The sequence below is a fragment of the Streptomyces hirsutus genome (assembly GCF_001418415.1).
Taxonomy (GTDB): Bacteria; Actinomycetota; Actinomycetes; order Streptomycetales; family Streptomycetaceae; genus Streptomyces; species Streptomyces hirsutus.
This window is the reverse complement of record NZ_LIQT01000387.1, coordinates 1-3,275: the sequence shown is the minus strand read 5'-3', so window position 1 is coordinate 3,275 and position 3,275 is coordinate 1. Positions and strand designations below refer to the sequence as shown.

The following is a 3,275-nucleotide window of genomic DNA, read 5'->3' as shown; positions in this document are numbered from 1 at the left end:
ATTGTCGCCCCCACCGGGCGACAATGACCCCGTGACCAGCCCGGACACCCCCGATCCCGACACCGGCCCGACGCCAGGAGCCCGTCCCGGTCCCGAGCCCGCGGTATCCGCCTCCGCGGCCTCCACCCCCCTGGCCTCCACCACCACGGCCTCCGCAGCCTTCGTCGCCCCCGCCGGCCACGGAGACCTCGCGGACCTGCGCCCCCGGCTGCCCTCGCCGGTGCAGGACGTCGTGGACGAACGGTTCGAGCGGCGCGGGGTCCGGCTGGTACTGAAGCGGGACGATCTGATCCATCCGGAGCTGATCGGAAACAAGTGGCGCAAACTCGCTCCGAACCTCTCGGCGGCGACCGGCCGGACGGTGCTCACCTTCGGTGGCGCCTACTCCAACCACCTGCGGGCCACCGCCGCCGCCGGACGACTGCTGGGGCTGCCCACGGTCGGCGTGGTGCGCGGCCAGGAACTCGCCGGCCGCCCCCTCAACGCCTCGCTGGCCCGGTGCGTGGCCGACGGCATGCGGCTGCACTTCGTCGACCGGGCGACCTACCGCGACAAGACCGCGCCGGCGACCCTCGCGGCCGTGCTGCGCGAGGCGGGCGCCGTGGACGCGTACGTCGTCCCCGAGGGCGGCAGCAACGCCCTCGCCGTGCGCGGCTGCCAGGCGCTCGGGGAGGAGCTGGCCGGCCGGGCGGACGTGGTCGCGACGGCGTGCGGTACCGGCGGAACGCTCGCCGGGCTGGCCTGCGGACTCGGCCGGGGCGGGCGCGCGCTGGGCGTTCCGGTGCTCAAGGGCGGCTTCCTGGCCGCCGGGATACGGGGGCTGCAGGCCGAGGCGTTCGGTGGTCCGCGCGGCGACTGGAGCCTGGACGACCGCTTCCACTTCGGCGGCTACGCCCGGACCACCCAGGAACTCGACGCGTTCGCCGCGGACTTCGAGCGCCGTCACGGCGTACCCGTCGAACGTGTCTATGTCGCCAAATTGCTTTACGCTCTTGTCGTCCTGGTCGAGGAAAACGCGTTCCCGCGCGGCAGCACGGTCGCGGCCGTCGTCACCGGGCGCCCTTTCCCGTGAGCGGGCGGGCCTGTGGGCAAGGGCTTCCGGGTGTTTCCCAAGGTGCCCCCGAGAGACTCCGGCACGGATGGTTCGACCGTCTGACGTCTGGGTACGTCAATGCGGCGCGCGCTCTTCCCATTCGGGCCCGCAGACCCCTAGCCACGGAGCGTATCCGTAGTTTTACTATGAGTAACAGCATGGGGTCGGGGTCCCGGGGACAGGACCATCCGGAGCGCGGTAGCGTCACCGCTGAACCACGTATCGCGTTATCCGGGGGCGACCCCGATCCTGAACGCTTGTACCACCTTGGAGGTGAGGGTGTCCCAGATCGCAGGCGAGCCCGCGACCCAGGACTTCGTGGAAGTCCGGCTGCCGGCCGCGGGTGCCTACCTGTCGGTGCTGCGTACGGCCACGGCCGGCCTCGCGGCCCGTTTGGACTTCACCCTCGACGAGATCGAGGACCTGCGCATCGCGGTCGACGAGGCCTGCGCGATCCTGCTTCAGCAGGCCGTGCCGGGTTCGGTGCTCAGTTGTGTCTTCCGCCTCGTCGACGACTCGCTCGAGGTCACCGTCTCGGCGCCCACCACGGACGGCCACGCCCCTTCGCGCGACACCTTCGCGTGGACCGTGCTGTCCGCTCTCGCGGGCAAGGTCTCCTCCGCCGTGGACGAGGACAAAACCGTTTCGATCAGCCTCTACAAACAGCGCGGCGCGGGACCCGGGCCGGCGTGAGGAACGAGGACGGGCCGGTGCGGGACGAAGAACGCGGCACACGCGAGCTGCCTGCCGAGCGGATCTCCGGCGGCATCGAGGGCATCGACGCCATCCCGGAACAGGCCCGGCCGCATCCGGAGGACGACTCCCCGGTGGCCGGTGCTCCGGACGACGGGCAGCACGATCCCGCCGCGCGGAGCAGGCCTGAGGCCGGTCGGCCCGGGGCCTCCCCCGGCCACGGGGGAGACCGGGCGCGTGGGGAGCCGACGGCGGGGGACGAGGCGAGCGCTCGGGGAAGGGCGACGGGCGGGACGATGAACGAGCACGAGCGACACGCCGAGAGCGAGGCGGCGCGGACGCCGGGTGCGCAGGGCTCCCAGCGCACCCCGGACACCCCGGGCACGCACGGCGCGCAGCGCGACCCGCAGGACCGCAGTGGGGCGCGTGCCTTGTTCCTCGAGCTGCGCACGCTGCAGGACGGCACTCCGGAGTACGCGGAGCTGCGCAACCGGCTGGTCCGCATGCATCTGCCGCTCGTCGAGCATCTCGCGCGCCGCTTCCGCAACCGCGGGGAGCCGCTGGACGACCTGACTCAGGTCGCCACCATCGGCCTGATCAAGTCGGTCGACCGCTTCGACCCGGACCGTGGCGTGGAGTTCTCGACGTACGCGACCCCGACGGTCGTCGGCGAGATCAAGCGGCACTTCCGCGACAAGGGCTGGGCGGTGCGCGTCCCCCGCAGGCTGCAGGAGCTGCGGCTGGCGCTGACGACGGCGACGGCCGAGCTCTCGCAGCAGCACGGCCGCTCCCCCACGGTCCACGAGCTCGCCGAGAAGCTGGCGATCTCGGAGGAGGAGGTCCTGGAGGGCCTGGAGTCCGCCAACGCGTACTCCACGCTGTCCCTGGACGTCCCCGACACCGACGACGAGTCCCCGGCGGTCGCGGACACCCTGGGCGCGGAGGACGAGGCGCTGGAGGGCGTGGAGTACCGCGAGTCGCTGAAGCCGCTGCTCGAGGACCTGCCTCCGCGCGAGAAGCGGATTCTGCTGCTGCGCTTCTTCGGCAACATGACCCAGTCGCAGATCGCCCAGGAGGTGGGCATCTCCCAGATGCACGTCNNCCCGGATACCGAGGGCCCGGGTCGTCTCGGGGTTCAGCAGCAGGACCAGGGCCGTGACGGCCACCACCGCGAGCACGATCCCCGCCGGGATGGCCACACTGTCGGACTGCAGCAGGTTGTAGGCCACGGGCAGGGCCAGGAGCTGGGTGATGACGGCCGGGCCGCGGCTCCAGCTGCGGCGTCCGAGCAGCCCGCGCGCGGCGAGCAGCGGAAGCAGGGCGAGGATCGCGAGCGTCACTCCGCCGGTGACGGCCTGTTGCCGGTCGTCCGGCTGTCCTGTGAGCCCGCGGACCAGCATCCAGATCCCGCCGATCAGCAGGGCCAGCCCCTCCAGGGCGGCGAGCCCCGCGGCGTACGTCAGGCGGCGCGGGCGGGGGCCGGCGGGGG

General features: G+C 72.7%; 3 protein-coding genes and 1 pseudogene. 3 read left to right on the top strand and 1 reads right to left on the bottom strand.

Going from position 1 to position 3,275, the window contains the following annotated elements; genetic code table 11:
• Positions 1 to 196 precede the first annotated feature (196 nt).
• From AOK11_RS27055 to AOK11_RS27045, 3 genes and pseudogenes are all read left to right on the top strand, one after another.
• Positions 197 to 1,072: a 1-aminocyclopropane-1-carboxylate deaminase/D-cysteine desulfhydrase gene (locus tag AOK11_RS27055; RefSeq protein ID WP_055596336.1), complete on the top strand. Its 876-nt coding sequence runs from the start codon at positions 197 to 199 to the stop codon at positions 1,070 to 1,072.
• 300 nt (positions 1,073 to 1,372) lie between these two features.
• Complete coding sequence (locus AOK11_RS27050; protein WP_004925829.1) at positions 1,373 to 1,786, top strand: ATP-binding protein; 414 nt, start codon at positions 1,373 to 1,375, stop codon at positions 1,784 to 1,786.
• Positions 1,787 to 1,803: 17 nt separating this feature from the next.
• Positions 1,804 to 2,886, top strand: a pseudogene (locus tag AOK11_RS27045) (RNA polymerase sigma factor SigF); the annotation flags it as partial.
• Between the two features lie 2 nt (positions 2,887 to 2,888).
• Here the strand turns inward: AOK11_RS27045 and AOK11_RS45405 are convergent.
• Positions 2,889 to 3,275: hypothetical protein (locus AOK11_RS45405; RefSeq protein WP_157869454.1), on the bottom strand; the 387-nt coding region annotated here is incomplete at both ends.